This window comes from Persicobacter diffluens, assembly GCF_036244895.1.
In the GTDB taxonomy this organism is placed as follows: Bacteria; Bacteroidota; Bacteroidia; order Cytophagales; family Cyclobacteriaceae; genus Persicobacter; species Persicobacter diffluens.
Genome location: NZ_BQKE01000005.1, coordinates 1 through 23,270, shown reverse-complemented (window position 1 = coordinate 23,270; position 23,270 = coordinate 1). Strand labels below are relative to the sequence as shown.

General features: G+C 41.1%; 15 protein-coding genes. 5 read left to right on the top strand and 10 right to left on the bottom strand.

Features of this window, described 5'->3' with window-relative positions; translation table 11 throughout:
- Window positions 1-373: 373 nt before the first annotated feature.
- The gene (locus AAA970_RS23735) at window positions 374-1,444 is read left to right on the top strand and encodes an endonuclease/exonuclease/phosphatase family protein (protein ID WP_338239379.1); all 1,071 of its coding nucleotides are present in this window, start codon (window positions 374-376) and stop codon (window positions 1,442-1,444) included.
- A 277-nt stretch (window positions 1,445-1,721) separates the two neighbouring features.
- Here AAA970_RS23735 and AAA970_RS23730 read toward each other — a convergent pair whose 3' ends face one another.
- The 4 genes from AAA970_RS23730 to AAA970_RS23715 all read right to left on the bottom strand — a co-directional run bounded on the left by AAA970_RS23730 (window position 1,722) and on the right by AAA970_RS23715 (window position 5,089).
- A complete protein-coding gene (locus AAA970_RS23730; RefSeq protein WP_338239378.1) occupies window positions 1,722-2,564 on the bottom strand; it encodes a nucleoside hydrolase in 843 nt (280 codons plus the stop codon).
- Window positions 2,565-2,891 (bottom strand): hypothetical protein, encoded by a 327-nt coding sequence (locus tag AAA970_RS23725; protein WP_338239377.1) that lies wholly within the window; start codon window positions 2,889-2,891, stop codon window positions 2,565-2,567.
- Entirely contained in the window at window positions 2,864-3,703 is an 840-nt protein-coding gene (locus AAA970_RS23720; protein WP_338239376.1) for a transposase, read from the bottom strand. Before AAA970_RS23720 ends, AAA970_RS23725 begins: the two co-directional genes overlap by 28 nt.
- 507 nt (window positions 3,704-4,210) lie before the next feature.
- The gene (locus AAA970_RS23715; protein WP_338239375.1) at window positions 4,211-5,089 is read right to left on the bottom strand and encodes an NmrA family NAD(P)-binding protein; all 879 of its coding nucleotides are present in this window, start codon (window positions 5,087-5,089) and stop codon (window positions 4,211-4,213) included.
- Window positions 5,090-5,595: 506 nt separating this feature from the next.
- Here AAA970_RS23715 and AAA970_RS23710 point away from each other — a divergent pair.
- The 4 genes from AAA970_RS23710 (at window position 5,596) to AAA970_RS23695 (ending at window position 13,267) form a co-directional block, all read left to right on the top strand.
- Window positions 5,596-7,050, top strand: coding sequence for a glycoside hydrolase family 28 protein (locus AAA970_RS23710; RefSeq protein ID WP_338239374.1), 1,455 nt, complete (start codon window positions 5,596-5,598; stop codon window positions 7,048-7,050).
- A gap of 26 nt (window positions 7,051-7,076) precedes the next feature.
- Window positions 7,077-8,447: an MFS transporter gene (locus tag AAA970_RS23705; RefSeq protein ID WP_338239373.1), complete on the top strand. Its 1,371-nt coding sequence runs from the start codon at window positions 7,077-7,079 to the stop codon at window positions 8,445-8,447.
- A gap of 210 nt (window positions 8,448-8,657) precedes the next feature.
- Window positions 8,658-10,892 carry a beta-glucosidase BglX gene (bglX, locus tag AAA970_RS23700; RefSeq protein ID WP_338239372.1) on the top strand — a complete coding sequence of 745 codons (2,235 nt, stop codon included), beginning with the start codon at window positions 8,658-8,660 and terminating at the stop codon, window positions 10,890-10,892.
- A complete protein-coding gene (locus AAA970_RS23695) occupies window positions 10,889-13,267 on the top strand; it encodes a hypothetical protein (protein WP_338239371.1) in 2,379 nt (792 codons plus the stop codon). The genes bglX and AAA970_RS23695 overlap by 4 nt, the downstream gene beginning before the upstream one ends.
- A gap of 225 nt (window positions 13,268-13,492) precedes the next feature.
- Here the strand turns inward: AAA970_RS23695 and AAA970_RS23690 are convergent, their stop codons facing one another.
- From AAA970_RS23690 to AAA970_RS23665, 6 genes are all read right to left on the bottom strand, one after another.
- Entirely contained in the window at window positions 13,493-16,306 is a 2,814-nt protein-coding gene (locus AAA970_RS23690) for a M14-type cytosolic carboxypeptidase (protein ID WP_338239370.1), read from the bottom strand.
- Window positions 16,307-16,404: 98 nt separating this feature from the next.
- Window positions 16,405-18,477: a beta-galactosidase gene (locus AAA970_RS23685; protein WP_338239369.1), complete on the bottom strand. Its 2,073-nt coding sequence runs from the start codon at window positions 18,475-18,477 to the stop codon at window positions 16,405-16,407.
- 142 nt (window positions 18,478-18,619) lie between these two features.
- Entirely contained in the window at window positions 18,620-20,437 is a 1,818-nt protein-coding gene (locus AAA970_RS23680) for a glycoside hydrolase family 36 protein (protein WP_338239368.1), read from the bottom strand.
- Window positions 20,438-20,476: 39 nt separating this feature from the next.
- Window positions 20,477-21,574: an ISAs1 family transposase gene (locus tag AAA970_RS23675; RefSeq protein WP_053404476.1), complete on the bottom strand. Its 1,098-nt coding sequence runs from the start codon at window positions 21,572-21,574 to the stop codon at window positions 20,477-20,479.
- A gap of 76 nt (window positions 21,575-21,650) precedes the next feature.
- Window positions 21,651-22,967, bottom strand: coding sequence for a glycoside hydrolase family 140 protein (locus tag AAA970_RS23670; protein WP_338239367.1), 1,317 nt, complete (start codon window positions 22,965-22,967; stop codon window positions 21,651-21,653).
- On the bottom strand, window positions 22,960-23,270 hold a 311-nt coding region (locus AAA970_RS23665; RefSeq protein ID WP_338239366.1), incomplete at its 5' end, for a hypothetical protein. The genes AAA970_RS23665 and AAA970_RS23670, both read right to left, overlap by 8 nt.

The window sequence follows — 23,270 nt, the reverse complement described above, 5'->3', positions numbered from 1 at the left end:
TAACCATTTCTCAAATGGTCAATTAGCTTGATAAAAGAATCGCCTTGAAGCGCATTACTCATTCAAAATCAATAAGAAAATTTGACGCATAGCCGAAGCGATACCCGATTATTTTAGCAGAATATCATCCCTTTTATAGTAATATTTACCAAAACCACTTTCAGGAATTCAAATATGACGACTCACGATAATGTTTCAATCTTGCACTTGGATAATTATTGACTTAGGTGAGGACTTGAATCAAGCGAGACTGAAAATGTGGAATGCCAATTGAAATGTTTATATTAAACCTTGCAGACAGCATTTCGAACAAACGGAGACATTACATTCAGTTTGTCCGTTGGGAAATAAAAAAATAACCGATATAAATTAAATGATATCCACTATTTGTATTTCGGGCTTGATCATCAGTATGGTGATAACCACCCTTCAATTATTAAGAAGAGATCATTGGATCATTCGGATGTCCGATTTCCCCCATGCACAACTCACCGTTATGACGGTGGTATGCCTGGTCGGTCTCTTATTTTTTTCAGACCTTGGAAGCCCCTGGTACATCATGGCTCTGGAAATTTCCGCAGGCCTGAATCTTGCCTATCAATTTTATATCATTTTTCCCTACACTCGCCTTTCCCCAAAACAAGTTAAAACCATTGAAAACCAAAACCATACGACAGCAATTTCTATTTTGGAATCTAATGTATACATGGACAATGATCAATATGACAAATTGATTGCTCTGGTCTATCAATATCAACCCGATATACTCATCACGCTTGAAACAGACCAAAAATGGCAGAATAAATTATCCATATTGGAATCTGAATACCCTTATTCGGTGAAATGTCCTTCAGACAATACTTATGGAATGCACCTTTATTCCAAAAGGAAACTAGTAAATCAGCAAGTACATTATTTAATTGAACAAGATGTGCCTTCCATAGAGGCTGAACTATTAATGGAAAACCAACAAAAAGTCCGATTGCATATTTTACACCCCAAACCTCCCAGTCCTACACAAAATAAAACCTCTACTCCTCGGGACGCTGAATTGATCCTGATAGCCAAACAGATCGTCAACCTCAAACTACCAGTAATTGTAGCGGGAGACTTAAACGATGTGGCCTGGTCACATACCAATCGGCTTTTTCAAAGAATCAGCGGCTTACTTGACCCAAGGATTGGACGAGGATTTTTCAATACCTTTCATGCTAAATATCCTTTTATGAGGTGGCCATTAGATCATATTTTTCATTCAAATCATTTTCTTGTATCAAGCATTCAGCGCCTACCCAACATCGGATCAGATCATTTCCCTATGTTTATCCAATTACAATATAGCCCTTCAAGGGCAGCCAAGAAAAATGATAGTAATCTTTCCGCTTCCCTGGAGGATCATCAAGAGGCAAAAAAAAAGCTAAATAAAGTAAATATAAGAACTTAATCTCCACATGATACACGATTCATGATGATTGGGAGTGGTCACCTGAATAACTAAAACATTACCTTTTATCATATTTTAAATTTTCCTTACTCCCCGAAAAGCATAATTAGCCTGCCAAAAGTGAAATCAATTCACACCAAAAACAATATTGCCATTCAAACGATAATAATTGCTATAACTCCTAATGAGAATAGCCTCCATTTTTACCAACATTCAATCAATCAAACTATTACCCATAGCAATTTTTAGTAACAACGACCAAGTAGTACCTATAAGTTTAAGATGACCGCTTCGTCTGCCTGCCCAATAATTCATTCAGATAGATTTCCATTTCCTGCTCCACGCCTTCCTTTTGATTTACGAAAAAATGATTTTCGTTTCGTACATCGGTATTCCATCTGCTTCCCTTTTCAGTATCAAATTCCAAATACCCATTATCCAAAACCTGGAAATAATCCCGGCAGCCCCTTACTGCAAAATCCACCGTCGTTAAATCCCAGCTTGGCCGCTGATCCTCAATAATTTTTTGCTCAACATTCCATAACCAATCTCGATAGGCTATTCTAACAATATTACCAGGAGGAGTAGCCGTTAGAGATTTACCAGTAAAAACATTATCTCCGGCATTAATGAAATATATTGGCTTTGGAAAGGACTTCACTAAAACCGCTGTATACTTAGCGGTCCCATTACGGAAAAAATTCCACTCTTGTTGAAAATGCCCCTCCACATTATCTGCTTTCAAGGCCCCCAATGCTACCCAATGTTTAATCTTCTGTTTAATCAGTTGTTGACCATCTAGAGGAGAAAACTCATCGGGCTTAGAGATAAATAAATCATACAAACCTTTGGTATGACCAATGGTCACATATACGATACTGCTGTCACTGGCTTCAGAAAGCAACTGTCTATTTAAGCGGGTCTGTTCCTGCACTTCCCTATTACAAATAACCCGGTTTCCGAAAGCAGTAGTATCCCGTGCAAGTTTCTCGGCCAGCATTTTATCCAGGGGATCCCCTACTTCCGGATCCATATTCGCACCAATAGGAATATGACCATTATTATAATACTGATTCACAGCATCTATCACCCCAACACCAAAAGGCACGCGACCATACAACTAGACATTTATTGATTTGGGGCAAATTTTCCGATCATGGCTTAAGAAGTGAATCAGGATATACTCGCCCCAATTTTCTATTCTGTAATCAGCTTCTGCGATGCATTCGACTCCTTTTCGAAAAACGGAAATGGATCTGTACCTTTTACCATTGGCATAAGTTTTCAGACTAACACTTTTGTACTTTTTCAACCCATGAGCTATGATTACCGAATATGCAAAAACGACAATAGCCATCATTAACCGGCATCTATCTGCTCCCTGAACATTCATTTTTTCAAGGTCAAAACCATTGGTCTTCAAATGTCTGAAACATGTCTGAAACATGTCTCAATTTGCCATCGCTTCCGATAGTCCTCAGCTACTTTATATGCGTTTTTAGATAGATTTGTCAGAAGGAAAATCACAGGTTCCTTTTCCGCATCTTCACTTTTCTTGATGACCATCCGGCAATTGTCTCCGGCTTCAAACTTCATCTTAGCGGACATCGTTTTGCCCTTCACCTTACTATTTATGACTTTTGAAATCATTTGCGCTTTCGTCATAGATTTTTCATTCCACTGATTCTTAAAGTTGCATTCTTTTACCCGAAGCACATATTTAAAGCCGTTATCCTCAAGGTATTTGATGAATTTCTGTCCTGCGTATTCACGATCAGCCAAGAGAATTTTGCCTTCAAGATTGAATAACTTTGACGCCTCTTCAAGCAACTGAATTCTTTCTTCCTGATTACTGATGCCCTTCTTTTCCAGATTCATGAAATAGATCGGCACAGCTACTCCATTATACAAAATTGCCAAGGTCATGAAATGAAAAGTGCGATCCCCTTGCTTCCAACTGGTGCCATCCACCATCAAAAAATCCCCACCTTTATGCATATGCATGGCGGATAATTGCAATAGATCACTCCATAAATGGGTGTCAGAATATTCCGTAAATATGCGGGTTAAGCGTTTGTAATGACCAGAGGCGGAAGTACTCTGATTTTCTAAAATGCTACCTATGCAATCTTTCACTTTATTAAGACATACGGTTCCTTTTCGGATGATACCTAAACTTAAAGCGAGTACATTTTTCCAGCAAGCTTTACCCCATTTTGGAAATTCTTGCGTAAGTTTGCTGTGAAGCGAATTGAACATAGATCTTTGTTGGCGTTGGAACCCAAAGTTACTATTGTTGATTCGCTTTTTACGTTTTTAGGCAAAAATGTCTAGCTGTATGGCACGCGACCTGAACTATATATTACGCCTAGGCAATTCGCCTCTGATAAATTCATAAATTCATTTAGAATAGCCAGGGCTCCTACATCATCACAATCAGAACCCATATCAGTATCTAAAATAATTTGAACAGGATCAGAAGCAGATAACCCTCCTTTTGTTTGACAAGAAGAGCACAATAATACTATTCCACATAAGATAAGTAAAAAATATTTTAACATTATTCATCAAATTATAGATTAAAAAATAATTTAAATACACAATCGCAAAAATCAATAAGTAAAGAGGGTTATGAGTACAAAATATATCAGGATAATTTTATAGACACCTAAATTACAGTAGCTTGGTAATGAGTATTGGTATTTATATTGTTTGAGTGGATGGAAAAGCATTTGCTAATTCGGCTTCGATTAAACCAGTTTACCTTTAATTATTTCCGCAAAATAATGAAGACTCTCTTTTAATAAATGTTTCTAAATTAGTAGGATTTTTACCCGTAATTTTTTTATAAAAACCGGAAATTCTCGGAGGCTTCTGAAATCGTGGCAAAAAATGTAATAAAATCATTACCAAAATCATTCCGCTTTCCATTCCCGCTCTAGATTTAATTTGATAAAAACGGAAAGGATTTACATTTTTAAACCTGACTTCCTTACCCCCAAACTGACTAATCAAAGCAGCTACAGTTTGAAAAGATTCATTTTCATTACCGGTTAATTCGATCGCCTGCCCGCTATAGTCTTCAAAATTAGTTAATAATAAAGCGGCAACCTCCCCAATATTTTCTACATCTACCCAATTAAAAACCGCATTGCCTGCCGGCAAAACGATTTCTCCCTTATTTTGAATGTCCCTCCGTAAAACGGTAGTCAGATTCTGCATAAAATAACTGGGTCTTAAAAATATATAATCCAGTTTGCTTTCGATCAGTAACTGTTCAATTTTATGATGAGGAATAGCTTTACTACGTTCCGCTCCCTGTACCGACAAAAAGCATACTTCCCGAATTCCCTTGCTCGCAATTTTATCAATTAGTGGCTTATAATAAGTTTTGATATCTGAGATATGAGGGGGACGGAGCAAAAATATACGATCAATATTTTCCAGCGCTTTATCAAAAGTATCCTGCTGCTCAAAATCAAAATGGGTAAATCGCAAAGAGGGGAAAACTTCAAATTTTGCCTTGGCTTGCCCAATATTTCGAACGCCAGCAATGATCGTATCATCACCTTTAATTTTCATTAAATGGCGAATCACTTCAAAACCAATATTACCAGTGGCTCCAGTCACTAAAATGTTACTCATATAGGAAAATTAACTTTGTTCTTATGAATACGCTCCTTCAAGATAGTTGCGCATTTATTTTCAATCCCTAATTACAGAAATAGCTATAAAACAAACAAACTATTGATTTTTATCAGTCTACTTCCCTCATCAAATCATCCGACCTGCTGATTGATCCAGATAAAATTGGTTTGCTCAAAAGGGTATTTAAAAGCCATGAACTAAGTGAGCTTCCTTTCTCCTGATTCATCAGCTTTTTGGGGTAAAACCAAAGACATCCTAATTTTTCTTTTTTCCCGTTATGCAGCAAAACGAGTGTTTCTGAATGAGGGATGCGGCATAAAGAAGAAAGGTCCCCCCCTGATCTTATAAAAAGGGAATAAATCATCCGATAAAGTTGAAAAATAATCGGAAGATAAAAAAAATCCTCCATAAGCATTTTTATAACTAATAAGAAAGATCATCCCCATCATATTCGCAGAATTATGGGATCTTGAACTAATAATTTTTTAGCAAAAACTTTAATCATGAAATATCTTTTTTATCTCTTTATCGGTCTTCTATTTCCTGTGAGCGTTTCTGCCCAAGGGCTCAATATTGTTGATTTTGGTGCCGTAGGCGATGGTAAAACCGACAACACCGAAGCGGTTCAAAAGGCGATCGATGAAGCAAGCCGAAAAAACACCACCCTTGTTTTCCCGACAGGAACATTCATGACGGGAATGATTCACCTGAAAAGTAATGTTACCATTGAGCTGAAGTCGGGTAGTGTGTGGCAGGCAGTTCCTGATTTGAAATTGTTCCCTGAAATCCCTTCGAATGCGGATTTGAGCCAATCGGGTGGTTACACCATGTCGCGCCGTGCATTTATTTTTGGGGACAATTTGGAGAATGTTACTTTGACGGGTGACGGTACCATCTACCCTTCTGGCGATCAGCATGAGGCCTTTCCGATGTTGGAAGAAAATGGTAGCAAACGCCCGTACGGTATCTATTTCAGAAACTGTCAGAACATTACCGTTCGCGATCTGACACTGACCAATTCGGCTTTCTGGATGCTGAGAACTTACCTTTGTGATAACGTTCGTATCCACAACATCGAATTGTTCAACCATGCGAATACCAACAATGACGGCATGGACATTGTGGATTGTCATCGGGTACACATCTCTGATTGTACCGTGGACTCTGCGGATGATGGAATCTGCCTGAAAACAGAAGCCCCAAAAGGGACCGAAGATGTGGTGATCACCAACTGTATCGTTTCTTCCACCGCTTCTTACATCAAATTGGGAACAGGCTCATTCGGTACTTTCAAGCGCATAACGGTTTCAAACTGCGTTTTGCGTCCAACTCGCGCGACCAAGATCGTTCATGGTTTGGGCTACCGCAATGGTATTACGGGCTTGTCTTTGATGTCTGTTGATGGTTGTGATATTGAAAATATCAGCTTCAACAATATCGTGATGGATGGTATGATGACGCCGATTTTCATTCGTTTGTCGGATCGTCATAAGGTAACGCATACTGAATACAATCATCACCCGATTACGGCTGGAACGATCAAAAATATTTCTTATTCCAATATCACCGCCACCAATATTGGTAGCGTTCCTGTAAACATCACGGGCTACCCTGAGCACTATGTGGAAGGGGTCAGCATGCACAACTGTAAATTTGAATACAACACGGCAGGAACTGTTAAGGATTTGACTTCTGAGGTTCCTGAGAATTCAAAAAATTATCCATATCCTAAAATGTATGGTACCGATTTGCCTGCATCAGGTATTTATTTCCGACATGTAAAGAACATCATTTTTGATCAGGTACAAATCGCTCCTGCTGAAGGTGATCCTCGCCCTGCGATTCACTTTGATGATGTGATCAATTACCGTGGAGAGAATGTTTTGGTTGATTATCAAGACATTAAAAAGAAACAATTTGTGATCAAGAATTCTGGTAAGCTGAAAGCGGGTATTTAATTTTTTCATCTATAAAGTTTACTGTAATGAAGCTTTCATTCAAAGAAAAATTCGGGTATAGCCTCGGAGAGTTGGCAAGTAGTGGTTTGTGGCAGACCCTTATGTTTTTCCTTCCTGCTTTTTATACCGATGTGTACTTACTGCCTGCGGCGGCTACGGCGACCCTGTTTCTGATCGTTCGTGTTTTTGATGCGATGAACGACCCGATCATGGGGACGATTTCCGACAGAACCAACACCCGATGGGGTAAGTTCAGGCCGTTTCTGATGTTAGGAGCCTTGCCGTTGGTTTTTACGGCGGTGATGATGTTTACCGTGCCCGATTTGAACCCGACAGGAAAACTGATTTATGCCTATGCAACTTACTTCTCCTTCTTGATCTTCTATACGATGGTAACGGTGCCTTTCAATGCTTTGATCGGGGTGATGTCGCCTGATCCTGAGCAACGCACTGCGCTGTCTTCCTTCAAATTTGTCTTTGCCTATGGTGCAAGTTTGTTGGTTCAAGGAGGATTGATCCCATTGGTAGAGAAATTAGGCGAAGGAGATCAAGCTAAAGGATACCCATTGGCGATCGCTGGATTGGGTGTTCTGTGCTTGGCGGGATTGCTTTTTGCCTTCCTGACGACCAAAGAGCGGGTTCAGCCTATGAAACAAAGTGCGAACAGTATCAAGGAGGATTTCAAGGATTTGAGTTCGAACCGACCATGGTTGCTTTTGTTCTTCAGCTCGATCACCCTGTTGATTTATATCGGTATCCGAAGCTCGGCGGTGATGTACTATTTTCAGTATTTCGTTGGGCGCAAGGACCTTGCATCGCTCTTTATGGTGGTGGGAACGATCGCCGTTTTGGCGGGTGTAGTACCTACCAATTGGATGGCTAAAAAGATCGGTAAGGCGAAGCTGTTTATGATTTGCTTGGGAGTGATTTCGGCTTCCTTGGTTTTCAATTATTTCCTCGGCCCCGATCAAATCGTTTTGATCTTCGCCACACAGATTGTTTTCTCTTTGGCATCAGGGCCGACAATGCCTTTGCTGTGGTCAATGCTGGCAGATTCTTCCGATTATTCTGAGTGGAAAAATGGTCGTCGCGCCACAGGGCTCGCCTATTCTGCCGCAACTTTCGCCCAAAAGACAGGCGTTGCTATTGGTGCGTCGGGTACTTTGGCATTGTTGAGCTGGTATGGCTATGAGCCGAATGTTGAGCAAGGAGCCGATGCATTGATGGGGATCAAAAATGCCATGACAATCTATCCTGCCCTCATTGCTTTTGGTTCCATCGGATGCTTTATGTTCTATAATTTGAGTGATCAGAAATTAGAACAGATCAAACAGGAATTGCAATCGATCAAAGACAATGACAAATCGGAAGCGAAGTCATTGGTGGATGCGGAATAAAACTATTTCACAAAGGCTGTTGCCGACCCATATCTCCCAACATTAATCCTAATAATTGAGGAGCCCTTTTTGAGAAAAGGGGAACCCCAACCCTGAGTTTTCCCTCTACCTTTGTGGTTTAAGTTGGATGTCAAAAAGGGTTAAATTATACAGGAATTCAAACGGAGATAAGGGTCGCGACAGCCTTTTTATTTTTTAAGATGTAAAACAATGAGATCAACAACTACTACATCATTTTTTGGAGCCTATATCATTTTTATGCTTTTGGTTAGCATGACTGCTTGTGGTGAATCAAAGGTCAAAACAGATCCCACCGACGCAAAAGTCGAGGAGATCTTGAGTCAAATGACCCTGCGCCAAAAAGTTGGACAGCTGAACCAACTAAAACACGCCAAGTTGATCGCCAATAACCATAAGGAAACGGACATCAATATTGACTCCGCCGTGATCAATGGTGATGTCGGTACATTCCTGAATGTATGGTGGATGAAAGACAAAAGGCACTACCAAAAATTGGCAATGGAGCACACAGGTGTTCCACTGATTTTTGCTCTTGATATTATTCATGGTTTCAGAACGACCTTCCCTGTGCCTTTGGGCGAAGCGGCCTCATGGAATTTGCCTTTGATCGAGCGATCAGCAAGAATCATGGCGATCGAAGGCACTTCTTCGGGCAATATGTGGACTTTCGCTCCTATGGTCGATATTTCTTTTGATGCCCGTTGGGGACGCATGATGGAAGGTGGCGGAGAGGATCCTTATCTCGGAAGCCAAATTGCTGCGGCAAGAGTACACGGTTTTCAGGGAGATGACCTGAGCGCCAACAACACCATGCTCGCTTGTGCCAAGCACTTCGCCGCTTACGGGCAAGTCGAGGCTGGTCGTGATTACAATCAGACAACGGTTTCGGAAAGATTCTTACGCGAATATGTTTTGCCACCATTCCATGCAGCCGAAAAAGCCGGTTGTCGGACTTTCATGAATGCTTTTAATGACTATGATGGTGTGCCATGTAGTGGTAATAAATTCCTGATCCGAGATATATTAAAAGGAGAATGGGGATTTAAAGGCGCTGTGGTTTCGGATTATAATTCTTTTGAGGAAATGGTTGATTGGCGATATGCGAAGGACCGAAAACAGGCGGCCTTGAAAGCCATTGAAGCAGGTTCGGACATCGACATGATGGGTTTGGTATATATGGATCATTTGCAGGATTTGGTTGAAGAAGGGAAAGTGGATGTGGCTTTGATTGATGATGCGGTACGTCGGGTGCTGAAGCTCAAATTTGAGTTGGGGCTTTTTGATGATCCTTTCAAATATTTTACCGATGGCTTACAGGAAAAAGAGTGGCGACACCCTGAGTACGTGGAGCATGCCCGCAAGATTGCCCGCGAGAGCATGGTTTTGCTGAAAAATGACAAGCAACTTTTACCATTATCCAAAACCAAATACAAAAAAATTGCCGTCATTGGACCGATTGATGCCAAGCCTGAAACTCATATGGGCACCTGGTCTGCGGCAGGTCCCAAAGAGGACGTGGTTCGTTTTACCGAAGGCATCAGAAATAAATTAGGTAAGGCAGCAAAGGTTACTTTCGAAGCGGGATGTGCCGATGAACATACTGCCGATACAAAAGCCCTGAACCGAGCAATCCGACTCGCCAAATCTTCAGACTTGGTGATCCTTACCCTCGGAGAAGGACAATGGTTTTCGGGTGAAAATACCTCTTTGGTGGATATTTCTTTACCTGAACCTCAGGTACAATTAGCCAAAAAAATCAAAGCCCTCAACAAACCGACCGTAGTGGTAATGGCCGATGGCCGTCCGATCTGCATGCCGTGGATCAAAGAAAATATGCCCACGATTTTGGAGTCATGGTTAGCAGGCTGTGAAGCAGGAAATGCTTTGGCTGATGTATTGTTTGGTGATTATAATCCTTCGGGAAAATTGCCTGTAACCTTCCCCGCAAATACTGGACAGGTGCCGATCTCTTATCTTCGAAAAGCGACAGGAAGACCGACTGAAAATGGTACCCGATATTTGGATGCCTCCAATGAACCTGCCTTCCCTTTTGGCTATGGATTGAGCTATACGAATTTCAAATACAGCAACCTGAAGATTTCTACGGATAGCCTCAAATTAGGACAACAACTTGAAGTGAGTGTTGATCTTGAAAATACTGGTCAATACGATGGCAAAGAAGTGGTGCAATTATATATCAGTGATTTGTATGGAAGCACAAGCCGACCTTTGAAAGAACTGAAGCATTTCAAATTGATAGCGCTCAAAAAAGGCGAACGCAAAACAGTTCATTTTACCATTGCCGAAGAAGATCTGAAGATGTGGAATGAGCAAATGAAATTTGTGGCCGAGCCTGGCGAATTTCAGGTACAGGTCGGTACCAATTCCGATGTAGTAATAACGAAAAATTTTATACTCTCATGAAAAAGACCTATATAAATATTGGGCTTTCGTTGCTGCTGCTCTCTGCGGGCGGTTGTGCGATGAGTCCTCAGCAAAAGCAGACGGAGGTGGCGACTATCCATCAAGAAAAGAAAGTCGATCAGCTGATTTTGATGCACAGCCCGATGGGTGTCCGTGCGGAATATAACATCAGTCAATCAACGATTGAGTTGTGGATCAACCCTAAGGCTGGCGAAGACAACAGCTATAAAATGCGTAACTTCTCTAACCGTGATGATCATACCAAGATCTTTGATAAGATCAGCCTCCCTGCCCTATCGGCAATGGATTACGTTTCGACGGATTACGATCCATGGCATACGGTGGTGCATTATAAAAATCAGGATGTGCACATCGCCACCTTGGAAGATAGTCCTGTATTTTATATCTGGACATCGAAGGTGGGCATGATAGATCTGAAATCTGACAAACAGGATACGCCAATCAAGCGATCAGAAAAAAGCTTCCTTAGTGCACATCCCGACCGTGGTTTGAACTTTGAATTTGCTGCCGTATTGAAAGCGGGAGATTTCCAGCATCAGTTACAAATCGATCAAGGCCGAAGCACATATTGCCGTGGAAATTTAGAAGCAAATCAACCGATTTTCATCGGGGGGGCGCTTAAAGGTGAGCATATTGAACGAACCTTAGAAGAATTGGCAGCGAAGGGTCAACAAAAACTAATGGCCGAAAATGATATGGAAGTCAATAAAGAAACGGCTTTCGGTAAGTTGGTCTTGAATGATCATGATTCCCTGCAGAATTTGATTGATTTCAACAAGCGAATTTTCCTTTCGGCACAAGACAAATCTGGGGCGATGCAGGCGGCTTTGCAGAAGATCTATTACCTGATTTGGGTACGTGATGGCGGTTTGGCTACTTCTTGGATGGCTTATTCAGGATGGGTAAATCCATTGGATAAATGGACTGATTTCCTAATGGCAAACCCGACCAATATTGAGGAAAATGGACGTACCGGCCGATTCTTTGGACAGATGGCGAATGGAAAAATCACCAAATGGCAAGAGGATGGATTGTTTTATGCGGTATGGTCCGCCTTTACACATTGGACACAAACTAACGACACCAAATACATCAGCAAGGATAATCTGAAACTGATGATGGAGGCCTGCAACTGGTTGGAGGATTATTGTTATGATCAGAAAGAAGGCTTATTCTACCGTCAATATTTCTGCGAAACGCCATTGTATAACAGCCGTGATTTTGGTTGGGACAATGCGGTAGGAAAACCTGTTTTGGGTTGGGATGCACCTCCATACAAAGGTAAAAAAATCGAGCGTAGCTATGATATTTATATCAACCTGTTCAATTACAGCGTCTATCGCATGTTGCATGAGATGTGTGAGGTGCAGGGTATTAAGAATAATTATGCTGAAAAAGCTGAAGCTTTGGTGCAAAAAATGAAGCCTTTGTTCCCTGAAGGTAAAATGCCATACTATGGAAAAGCAGTCGCGACTGACGGAACAGTTTTGATGGCTGACGGCTATGGTTTGGACGAAACAGACTATATCTGGGCATTGACTTGTCCGCCATTTCTCCCAAAAGAATTTGATATTGATAGCTATCAAAAAACATTGTTTGATGATCTTTTGGTGAAGAAAGATGAGTATTTCTTGGCGGGATACTTCTCTATTTTGGCGACATTGGAGATGGATGACATCAATCAGGATGATTTGAGAAAAGCCATTGATTATGCAGCCAAAGAATGCTACATCCCTTGGAAAAACATGCCGATGGCCGGTGCAATGGTGGAGATGAGTGGCTTCTACCCTGCTGGCTCGGATCATCAAATCCGACCACAGATTTTCAGCATGGGCGCATGGTTCGGAGCGATGACCAACATTGCCGTGAAGCGTTTGCCTCACGGTCTGGCATTACAGGCAGGGAAATTGGTTAATGAGATCACCGATTATCAATATCAGGGTAATTTGATCGATTTCAAATTTGAAGGCGAAGGCACATTGGACTACTTTACCGTTAATGGCAAAAGGGTTACAACATCCAATCAAATTCCTGATGCGTGGTTGAACAAAGACAAGAATGAAGTGATTGGCTACCGTTCGACACAAAAAACGGATGCACCTAAATTGTTGAGCTCAACGATTGAGTTGTTGGATTTGAAAGAAGGCAAGGGCGATATAAGCTTCACATTCAACTCCATTGCCGAAGCACAAATCGTTTTATGCAATGCCACTGCCGAAGCGATTGAGGAATTGACGGATGCCAACGGCACAGCGATTCGTTTCCATACCAATGTGAATCCTCAGGGACACACTGTGATCAGCTTTAACCATAAAGGAGAATTGAACTTGAAGGTGAAACAGGCTGCGGTTTAAGTTTTTGAAATATACGTAGAGGCGTTCGGAAGAACGACTGACATTTGGCTTTCGCGAGAGTCCCCTCTCGTGATAGCTTAACATTTGAAACTATCACAAGACGGAGTCATGCAATCGTATAGGGCGTACTTCTGTAAAGGCGTCATTAATTACGTCTCACGGCACGCAGACATATAAAAGGCAGCCCGAAAAGGCTGCCTTTTTCACTACCAATCAATTTTAAATTTACTTCATCGTTTTTTCTACTTCAGCATAATAATCCCAAACCGCTCGGGCTACACCTTCACCATATTTTTGGTAATCTTCAACCGTCAAGTAAGGGTTGTCACCTGCCAATTTCGATTGCGAAAGTTCGATTGTTCCCGATGGCGTTCCATATTTATAGTAATACGCACGCATACGCCCCGTACTCTTTACGCCAACATGTTTGATTTTCCAGTATTTGTTCAGGTGTACCGCAAAGTCTTTCAATGTATTCTCATTTGGGCAGAGAATCGTGTGCTTCTGTACCTGCTGAGAATGGCTATGTACATCCAATAACATATCTATATGGCCATGAGAGTAGATATCCTGACTGTATTTTTGTAAAGCCTGAACCTCTTTCAACTCATTGTCCATTACTTTCTGAGAGTGATCTTCACCCCAAGAGGCATTCATATCACGCATGCTCATATTGTAACGAGTCGTTCCGAAGAATACCCCATCAGGGTTCATCATTGGGATGACTTTGAAGATGAATTTCTTACGGATTTGTGCCGCGCGTGCATCGTCAGAAATCAAGTACTTGATCAATCCTTCCGCTAAATAACCGCCACAATCTTCACCCGCATGCTGCATCGCATCGACCATGATCACCTTTTTACCTTTATCATCCACATTAGGATCAGTAATGCTAACCACTTGCAAATGACGCTTTTGTTTAGTTTTGGCGATATAATCAACCTGTACCAAAGGGTTGTTGAACAAAGAGAAGATCAAAGCTTCTTTTCGGTTATAGGTATAGGGGTGCGCATAGGCAATCCAAACATTGTCCTCGGTAAAAGTGTGGGTGTATTTGAACTCAAATTTCTCTGCATCATATTTAACATCCGTGATACGGTCCCAATGCCCAATATCATAACTGAAAACCGGTTGTGTGTAATCTGTGAAAATAACGTGTGGCATGCCACGGTAGATGCCCTTCATGTCTTCCAAAACAGTGGTGATCGTTTTGCCTTTGACATTTTTCATCTGATAATAGAACCAATAATATTGATTACCTATGCTATCCTCTTTGAGCCAATGCTTGGTGCGGCCCACGAAATGATTAGGAGATTTTTCATACATATAATCCAAACTTCCATGATCGAAATCTGCCGTAACAATCGTCTTATTATCAGCCTTCACTGGACTTTCATTCAACCATTTCACTTGGTTCAACTCTTCCAACCAAGCTGGTACTTTTCCTAGTCGATGCTCCAACTGTGCAGCGTATAAAGACTCAGGAGTAACTACTGTGCCAGTCGATTCAAGTGCTTCACATTGCTCGGCTTTGAAGCTGATCGGGTTACCATGCATCCCTGCCACGATTGGCATCACATAGAACTGATGCTTGGCATTATAGAAATCATTTTTGTCCCAGAAAGGATAAACCGAAACATCCTTACCAGTGTAATGATGATTCCAAAGCACCAATTTACCCAAATGCTGTGGGTTATAACCACCCGATGGACCGTTGGTTCCTGCGCCCGCTTTTCTTTTGAAAGAAGACTTTACATTGTCATACAAGTTGGCATAAGGATAGGCCGCGTGAATATCCAAAGCAGTTTGAGGTTCACTTTCACAATGCCAAAATACGTTACCAATTGCACTGTGGGTAACCGTAAAAGCATCTTCATTTTGTTGGAAATCTTGTACTTTACCCACAAAGACATTGTTACTGTTTTGTAGGAATACATTGTGTCGGCCACGGTTGTATCCATTGCCAAACATTTTCAGATCCACTACCGAACATGCCGCCAAATTGTACAAACGCATGCCCATGTTATAATCACTGATGTTACAGTTTTTGATAAAGCTGTTCACACAGGCGGACATCATCAATGGACTGAAAGCTTTTTTCTTGATCAACAATTGGTGGTTACCTGGATAGTAGCCTTCCCAATTCCCTTTGATGTGAATACCTTCGATCCCCACGTTCTCAAGATGAGGGAAAGTACGAAGCTCCCAACCGTGTTTTGCAACTGCAGGGATATGTACTGGCGACTCGAAAGTAACCGTATTGCCATCAATAGATTTGATCAAATGGCGTTCAGAAAGGGTCATTTTAGCCTGATACCAACGGGTATTTGTTTTTTGTTCGTCCGCTTTGGTAGGAATATCATACGGCTGAGTATAGAACAACTTCACCTGACGGTCATCGGTTGGCGGAAGGTACAAGGTTACCCACTGTCCAACTTTCAAATTGTCGGCATTTTGCACCTGTACATCGAATGACTCACCCACAATATCAGCACTGATTTTGGTGATAAAATCTGTTTTCAGCTTCAAGTGGGCATGTGAAAAGGCAGGATCATGATCGCTTACTTTTTGGAATCTGAACTTATAAATTCCCGAGGTGATCGCCGTTGCGCCCGCCCGCTTTTGGATTTCAATAGTCGTCTTTTCAGGACCATCACCTTTCAATACGACATTACTGTGTTGGATCAGGATGTAATCATTTTGCTCTTGTAAATTGGTGTTGACTAAATATTTTCCCGCAGGGAAATAGACGATCCCTCCCCCATTTTTCTCCGCTTGAGCAATGGCTTTTTTGATGGCTGATTCATCCGATTTACCGTCATTGGCAACGGCGCCGAAGTCGGTAATATCGAAAATATCCATGGATGGTGCCGTAATTGCTTTTTCCCCGAATGCATATCCCGCATATGAAAAATCAGGCAAAATGGCTTTCTCAGGCTGTTGGCTATGCTTGACAAAGTTGTCATATATTCTTGCTGTTTTGGGGTTGCAGGCCACAAGCAACAACAGTGAAAAAAATAATAGGAAAGGTCTTATCATGATAAAAAATTCTAATGATCTTCCTACAATAATGAAAAATGCCCCTCAAAGGGAGGGGCACATTTTATCACAAAAACTGAACGTATCGACTTTGGCTTTTACTTACTTTCAACAATCGCCACACCCCAAGGGGACAACTTCAGTTCACTATTTTTCTTAACTTTTTTATCGCTTAATAATTCTTTACCCGAGGCAAATGGATATTGAATGGTCTTCTCTTCGGCAGAATAGTTGAATACATAATGAATGGTTTTACCTTCCCTATTTACTCCTTTTCTCACCGTGATTGGGAAAGCCAAGGATTGAGCATCGGACCACAAACCAGCCGACTTCACAGCATATTCCAATATTTCTTTTGTTGCTTCAGGTGTTGTTTTACAGGCTACATAAGTCGCTTCACCTTTACCATATTTGTTGGTCGTTACCGCCGCATATTTTCCCCAAACTGGGTGATCATAATTTGCCAATACCTCAGCGCCCTTGGCATTAACCATCTCCATCCAAGTATTAACATCAGTGGCATCTTTACCGAATTTGATCTTGTCAGAATGTAATTTCACTGATTTTGGTACAGTGAATTGATTGTACTGAATACCACAAGCCTTATTGATAATACCCGGCTGCAAACTGTGGCGTACCTTCACATTTTCATCGCTCACTCCGCTTCCAAAAGTGTACACCACATGACCTCCCTGCTTTACATAAGCATTCAATCGTTCCAAAAGTGCATCCGGTGCGGCATACAAAGCTGGTACGACAATCATCTTGTATTTATTAAAATCTAAACAAGAAGAATCTACCATATCCACCTCTATATTCAACTTATAAAGGGCATCATAATACAAGCGAAGGATGTCGTTGTATTTGGTTTTAAACACCCAACTGAACTCATCATAGCCTGTTTGAGCTTCATTACTCACCAAGAAAGCTACCTGATTATCTTTTCTCAAACCAATCAAGTCTTTGTTCAAACGCTTCAAGTCCTTACCGATTGTCTGCGCCTCCATATAGGTAGGGTTAGGCTCAAAATCATGACTGAGTAACCCCTTCCAATACGTTTCTGCAGAATTATGAATAGAGTGCCAATGCCAGTAACCAACCATGCTTGCACCTGACGCAAGGTGACTGAATGCCTGCAATCTTAATTGACCAGGGTAAGGCAACCATTGTGGGAATCCCTGCGCTTCGGTTTCAATGACAAAGTAATTATTCCCATTTTTTAACGAACGGGTCATGTCACCTCCAAAGGCAATTTCCATCCCTGTCAAATCATCCTGCGTAGGGTGATAAATATCGACACCCGCAACATCCATTGCTTTCGATGCTTCGAAGTGATTCACGCTTGGCTGCAATCCGTAAGAATATCCTCGCCAATCGAAGTCAAAATTATGTGTAATGAACTGATCAGGATGGGAATACTCACGAACGATTTTTGCCTGCCAAGCCAAAAATTCAGTTACCAAACCTCTTCTGAACTTCTCAAACTCAGCTCGTAAACTGGCGTTGATCGTACCATTTACCGAAGGAAATTCTTCCCAGCTATTGATGCGGTTACTCCAGTAGTCCAATCCAAAAGCCTTGTTCAATGCTTTTAGGTCCGGCCATTTTTTCTTCATGTACTCCACAAAAGCCTTCTGAACATTCGGACCTGCCGTATTGTAATGCTTCGTTTCATTATCCAATTGATAACCGATGATGGCAGGATGATCTTTGATATGCTCCATGATTTTGCGGATCACGCGCTCAGCATGAAAGCGGTAATGCTTATTGGTAATGTCCATTTGCTGGCGCGCACCATATTGGTACTGCCCGTCTTTGCTGATGGCCATGATGTCGGGATATTTTTTCACCAACCATGGTGGCGTCGCATAGGTAGGTGTTCCAATAATCACCTTGATGCCGGCTTTGTGCATGGCATCCAAAACGCCGTCAATATGTGAAAAATCATAGACATTGTCCGAAGGCTCAACCGTACTCCAGGTAGATTCGGCAATTCGAACAAAGTTGATGCCCGCTGCTTTCATCATTTCAATGTCTTTATCTAAACGCTCTGTGGGCATATATTCATCATAATATGCCACCCCAAAGAGCAATTCCTCTTGCTTGTACTTTTGCGCCATAGCCTGAAAACCAAGCAATAGCGTAAATAGAAACACAACTCCTTTTCTCATTATCCTAAAAAATATAAATACTAAAAATTTATTTAAAACTGTTTTCCTCAGGTATTTCCATGGATTTATTCGACTTATTAAGTTGGTTATAAACTATATCCTACGGCCAGTGTGATTGTTCGAACATCCCCACACATCATGTCTAAATTCCCTGCTGGATATTGATTTCGATCACTCCAGATGTTGGTATTTTAAATCCATGAAAATCATTTACCGCGACCTGTTGCTTTTGCTCTACTAATTTGCCTTTACAATCAAACACTTTATAGTTAATCGTTGAAGGATGATTGAGTTTGACCACTACATTTCCCTGATGACTTCCATCAATGATGGTAAGTTTTTTAACGTCATTATTCTTCAATTTCACCAAATTATTGGTATATACTGCTGAAATCTGTTGGCCATTTTTTACAGCAGATAGTTGGGTGAAATGTTCGCCAGGATCATCGGCAAAGAAATCACCACGCATCAGTACGTCCTCATGCTGAGTGTAGAAGTTTAACCAAAAATCAACGGTTTCCTTTTGCACCTTATTCATATCTTTCACTTTTACACTCACCTGAGGCACAGCGAAAATGGTATTGATGAATTGTAAGGCAAGGCTTTCAGCCGTATCATCATGATGCCACAACATCATGTCGGCATGTACGGGTAATTTTGGTGCAAGCAACTTGATTTTTGCCGTATATGCTCGGTTGGCAACCTCCATATTGGCATTGTCAATCGCGCGGAACATATTGGCGTACTGTTGAGTAAGCACATTGATATATGGCTGGCGGAACTCAATCAATACCTCAGGGTTGATTGCATGGAGCTTCGAATAAATATCTGCAATCATCGCCTCGGTTGCTTCATTGATGGAAGCATAATCTCTTCCATCGGCTTTGGTCATTGGGGTATCCGCATCCGGATACATTTGTGCCAAAAAGTCAAGTTTAAGACCATCCAAACCATAATCTTTCATCAAACGAGTCGCGGTGGTGATGATATACTGTCGAACTTCAGGGTATCGAGGGTCAATGATAAAGGTGTTGGACCCCTTTTTGAATCGGATATATTTACCCTGGAATTTTTTTGCTGCTTCTGAATCCTGTCCCAACATTGAGGTGGACATCCACAGCATCACTTTCATATCCAGTTGCTGAATGGACTTCACCAAATGTTTCATTTTTGGCAGACGCAGCGGTTGATAATCCCCAATACCCGAAAAATTCAAACTATCGTTCATCGTCATCCAACCGTCATCAATAATGATGGTTCTCATGCCCATCTTTCTGGCTTTTTTGCATTCTGTTAGCAGCTCTTTTTCTTCAAGAAAATGGTGGTAGCTGTACCAGGTAGAATACAGCGGTGCCCATGCTCCTTCGGGGATATGTGCCGAAGGCGTATTTCCCTCTACTTTGGCAACATCAAGCACTTTAGTAATAGATTTTTCATAACGAATATCTGCAGCATTGAAGTAAATACTAAATTCATATTGCTTAACCTGCTGAACAGGAGGTTTATCTGTATTGATATTTAATTGATGTTTGAATACTGCCCCTTCTTCATCCAGCTTGACCTTGATCACTGAAGTTTCCAATTGTTCAGAAAGCATATAAGTCAATCTATTTTTTTGAGATTTACTTAACATACTGATCAAAGGCAGCGTGCTACCAAAACGATTATATTGGGTGATATGGTAATTTGATCCACCGCTAAAAGGCGAATCATTGAATACTGAATATACATCTACCGACGGGGTTTCAAAAGCAATCCTTACGGCTGGCAACTGCTCAGGCTGAGCTGATTTTAGGCTCATCCGGGCAATAACCAAATCGCCTTTCTGTTCCCATTTAAGGGTCGATTTGAAGTGTGGGTTTTCCACTTTCATCGACCAATTTTTGATCAAGGAAATCGGCTGACTATATCCTAAGTTGTAAGTGAATAATAATAAAAGTAAGACGTTTAATTCTTTCATATCAAAAAGTTATACCAGACAAAATATAGGGCAAACGCATCAGGAGATGATGGATATAAGGTAGTTATGATCCATTGAAGCCTTGTATCTCCTCTTTTTCTTACTGAGTTTATCATCCATTCTAGAAATTCTCTGCAGTGCGATTTTTCGGAGGATATTTAAGTTTTCAGCGGAATGATCCTTTCTGGCTCTACAAGCATCCTCATTAAATGTCACATCCAAATGCCAGTGCAGTTGATTCTCTATGCTCCAATGTCCTCTTGCCAATAAATTGTAGTATTTTGGATCTGAAATTTCTTCAGAACTCATGTAGAATCTAACCTGCTTACTTTCCTTCCCTTTAACATTTCGATTACTCTCAATCTTAACAATAGTTTTTAGCCCTTCCCAACCAGTTAATTGCTCCTCTTCCGGCAAAGATGCCATTGAAATTATAGTGCATTTACGTTCTTCTTTTCTTCCATGCCCTTCTTCAATCATTAAGTCAAATTTGCTAGGATTGTGGAAGCGGAATGCATCTTCAACAATCTGATAACTGTTCCTCTGGTTTTTTTTAAGCGAAAGAAAGTATTGAGCATCACAATCTTGTGTTATTTTTTGAGCAATCTCCCTTTGACACCCTATCGCATCAATACTCACCGTAGCGCCGGCCAATTCTATGCTATCAAGTAATTCAGGAATGGCTGTAATTTCGTTGCTTTTATTTTTAACCTTTTGTTGGCCTATGCAAATATTATTTTCACCAACCCAAGCACTTAATATGTATAAACCTTTATTCCCTTTTTGATTTGGAGAAACTCCCCTTAATTTTTTCCCATCTAAAATCACCTGCTTTTCATTTACAACGTCCAGTAATTGTTGCCCATCTTCTTTGAGACTATTCAGCAATGAGTCTGGTCGTAATCTTTGTAGAACTCGATTAAAGGTATCATGAGAGGGGATACCATTCGATAAATCAAGGCACTCGGCTAGCCATTCATAATTTTGCTCTCCGAAAATTACCATATCTTCAAAATCTTCGCCATTACAAATCATTGTTGCTAAGGCGATAAAAAGGATATTTTCTAATGGATGAAGACATCTCCACTCTTGGCGAGGGTCTTCTACTCCTGAAAAAATAGTCGTGGGTGTATTCATAGGGCAAAAATAAACCAATTTCTCAATAGTTTTTAACTTGATGCGTTTGCCCTAGACAAAATAGGTGGAATTAGGATCAACTATTATTACCTAAAGTTATAATAATCACGGCATCCCTATTTATGTATTTCTTAGGAAAATTGACCTCAATATTATTGGTCAATGAATGATTTTCAAGTCGTTTGCTTTTGCCTGTTGCAGGATCAAAGATGCTGATACTCATAGGCAAATCGTTTATGTTTACAGTGAAATTTTTGGCTTGTTCCTGATAAATCAAGAGGTGGTGATCGGATGTCAATGCCTGTAAAGTATCATCTGCATCTGTCGAGATGTGGGTTGGCGTCAACTCATACCAACGGCATTGTTCCATCAATTTTTTGAGGTACTGCATCTGCCCTCCTCCTTTTGCCTTCAATCCATGTTTCCAATCTACTTCCACAGACGATATTGGCTCACGGCCTTTCTGCCACATTTGCCAAATACCATGGTGCCCGTAGGTATGTCCGCAGGCGCCTGCGAATACAGAACGGTAAGCCGACTGACGAATATCTAAAGCATGGAAAAAGCCAATTTCAGGTTTCCACTGAATCGGATGATCTTCGTAACAAGGTTCACCGTCTAATATTGGGCGGTTCGGTTGTCTAACTTCTGCGATCAAACTATCGGTTGGATATCTTTTTCGCCAATGCCCGGTTTGCAAAATGTCTAAATCCAACCATTTGGCATCTTTAACAATCATCGAAGCAGCGTATCCCCCACGTGGGTGATAGGTCATCATGTGTTTGCCGTGATCTTGCTCCTGAATCCCCTTGGCCATTGCATTGACGGTTGCTAATTCTTCATCGGTTTCCATATTTCGATCACCACCCAATACATAAATAATATTGGGTTGATCTTTATATCGCTCACCAATGAATTTGCCATAAGCATAGGCATTTTCAGGATTAAAAACCACTGGACCAGGTCCCCAAACGAGCTTTATTTTATCCCCCCAAGTAGGCAAAAGTGCAATTTGAAGGTCATAACGCTGCGCGCACTCGACCACCCAATCGACCCACTTAAAGTAGGCCTCATTGGGCTTTGCCGGATCTTGATCAATCAATGGCAAGTCCCCATTTCGGTTAGGGGCTGTCAGACCATCAAGCTCAGCAAGAGCGACCGTCTGAATGACATTATACCCTTGACTTGCTCTTTTTTTGAAATAGCTTTCTATTTCTTTTTTATCTAATCGATGGATCAATTCCCATGCGGTATCACCCAACCAAAAGAAGGGTTTACCTTGACCATCAACCAAATACGCTTGATCTTTAGCAGGTTTTATTTGTGCAAAACCTGCTGAAAATATCAACGAAAAAACAAATACTAAACTAAGCTTACTCATAAACTTATTCAATGATTATCAATGCCATACCATGTCGAGGGATGCTCACCTGTAGCTTTGCATTTGATCCATCAAAATACATATCCGCCACTTCGATATCTTGCAACTCCCCCACTTCTTTAAGTTTGCTTACCAATTCATCAGAAACAGGCTTAGCACCCCATTCCAACCATTTGCGGTAAGTATTATTGTGTTTGCGATCCAAGCGGATCACATTCACTTTTTTTCCTTTCAGTTCCGTAGCACCATTTTCAAGCTCAAAATTGAATTCTGCTACTTGACTAAAATTATCGTCAGTTTCATTGAAATTATAGG

What these genes read in the sequence shown, in the direction of transcription:
- AAA970_RS23735 (WP_338239379.1), top strand. Translation starts at nt 374, where the DNA reads ATGATATCCACTATTTGTATTTCGGGCTTGATCATCAGTATGGTGATA.
- AAA970_RS23725 (WP_338239377.1), bottom strand. Translation starts at nt 2,891, where the DNA reads ATGTTTCAGACATGTTTCAGACATTTGAAGACCAATGGTTTTGACCTT.
- AAA970_RS23720 (WP_338239376.1), bottom strand. Translation starts at nt 3,703, where the DNA reads ATGTTCAATTCGCTTCACAGCAAACTTACGCAAGAATTTCCAAAATGG.
- AAA970_RS23715 (WP_338239375.1), bottom strand. Translation starts at nt 5,089, where the DNA reads ATGAGTAACATTTTAGTGACTGGAGCCACTGGTAATATTGGTTTTGAA.
- AAA970_RS23710 (WP_338239374.1), top strand. Translation starts at nt 5,596, where the DNA reads ATGAAATATCTTTTTTATCTCTTTATCGGTCTTCTATTTCCTGTGAGC.
- AAA970_RS23705 (WP_338239373.1), top strand. Translation starts at nt 7,077, where the DNA reads ATGAAGCTTTCATTCAAAGAAAAATTCGGGTATAGCCTCGGAGAGTTG.
- bglX (WP_338239372.1), top strand. Translation starts at nt 8,658, where the DNA reads ATGAGATCAACAACTACTACATCATTTTTTGGAGCCTATATCATTTTT.
- AAA970_RS23695 (WP_338239371.1), top strand. Translation starts at nt 10,889, where the DNA reads ATGAAAAAGACCTATATAAATATTGGGCTTTCGTTGCTGCTGCTCTCT.
- AAA970_RS23690 (WP_338239370.1), bottom strand. Translation starts at nt 16,306, where the DNA reads ATGATAAGACCTTTCCTATTATTTTTTTCACTGTTGTTGCTTGTGGCC.
- AAA970_RS23685 (WP_338239369.1), bottom strand. Translation starts at nt 18,477, where the DNA reads ATGAGAAAAGGAGTTGTGTTTCTATTTACGCTATTGCTTGGTTTTCAG.
- AAA970_RS23680 (WP_338239368.1), bottom strand. Translation starts at nt 20,437, where the DNA reads ATGAAAGAATTAAACGTCTTACTTTTATTATTATTCACTTACAACTTA.
- AAA970_RS23675 (WP_053404476.1), bottom strand. Translation starts at nt 21,574, where the DNA reads ATGAATACACCCACGACTATTTTTTCAGGAGTAGAAGACCCTCGCCAA.